Source organism: Amycolatopsis sp. NPDC003676 (assembly GCF_053587275.1).
In genome coordinates this window covers 1-1,091 of record NZ_JBSFNS010000404.1, presented here as the reverse complement: position 1 = coordinate 1,091, position 1,091 = coordinate 1, and the positions used below count along the sequence as shown (strand labels likewise).

Annotated in this window: 2 protein-coding genes; both read left to right on the top strand. The window is 67.9% G+C overall.

Going from position 1 to position 1,091, the window contains the following annotated elements; translation table 11 throughout:
• Positions 1-592, top strand: a 592-nt coding sequence (locus ACWDNU_RS46770; RefSeq protein WP_449673573.1) for an MFS transporter, incomplete at its 5' end; no start/stop codon positions are given.
• A 31-nt stretch (positions 593-623) separates the two neighbouring features.
• On the top strand, positions 624-1,091 hold a 468-nt coding region (locus tag ACWDNU_RS46765), incomplete at its 3' end, for an ABC transporter substrate-binding protein (protein ID WP_449673572.1).

Below are 1,091 nucleotides of genomic sequence, written 5' to 3'. Positions count from 1 at the left end.
ACCCAGGTGCCCCGCTCGGTGGTTGTGGCCAGCAGCCCGCTCGCCGCGTACAGCAGCCCTGCTGTTCCTGATGCCGATCCTGCTGGTGTCGCGGGGCTACTCGCTCACCGATTCGCTGGCCTTCACCATGATCATGAACATCGGCAGCCTGTTCGGTGCCTGCGCCGCCTGCTATCTCGCGGGACGCGCGCCCCGCCGGGTGACCGTCATGGCGGCGGCCGTGCTCGGCTGCGTCTCGGCGATCGCCTTCGCCCTGTTCGCGAACTCGACGCTGCTCCTGCTGACCCTGGGCATGATCTTCCAGTTCTTCACGATGCTGCTCAACACCATGCTCTCGGTGTGGTCGCCGGAGCTGTTCCCGACCTCGGTCCGCGCGATGGGCGCCTCGGTGGTCAACGGGATCGGCAATGTCGCGGGCGCCGTGATGCCCTTTCCCGCCCTGTTCTTCTTCGACATCGCCGGTGTCCCCGGTGTTTTCGCGATGATCGCCGCGATGTACGCCCTGCTGGTGATCGCCGCCCGCTTCGGCCCCGAAACCTTCGGAAAGCCCCTGGAGGTCGTCAGCGGGGAAACCGCTGCGGCCCCCGCCTAGTCCCCGACCGTTCGAGCAGAGGAGCCCGATCATGGACGAACTGAAGATCTCCGCCACCGCGCACGGACTGAACTATCTGCCGGAGTATGTCGCCGCCGATACCGGTCTGTTCGCCGCGCACGACCTGGCCGTGACCGCCACCGCCAAGGATCCCTGGACCGGCGTCCTCGACGACCTGGACAGCGGCGCCGCCGACATCGCCCTCGGCGGCCTGTGGGTTCCCGGAATGTACTGGGGCACACCACGGGAACTGACCGTCTTCGCTCAGCTGAACCACCAGTTCCCCAAGGCGCTGGTGGTCCGCGAATCCCACGCCGGATTCGGCTGGGCGGACCTGGTGGGCCGGACCGTGCTGGCGCCGGGCATCGGTGGCAGCGCGCCGTACGCCTTCACCGCGGGGCTCATCCGCGAGGCCGGCGTCGATCCGGCCGACATCGAATTCCTGCGCGATCTGTCGACGCCGATGTTCGTCGAACTGTTCGAGGCGGGTCTGGGTGAC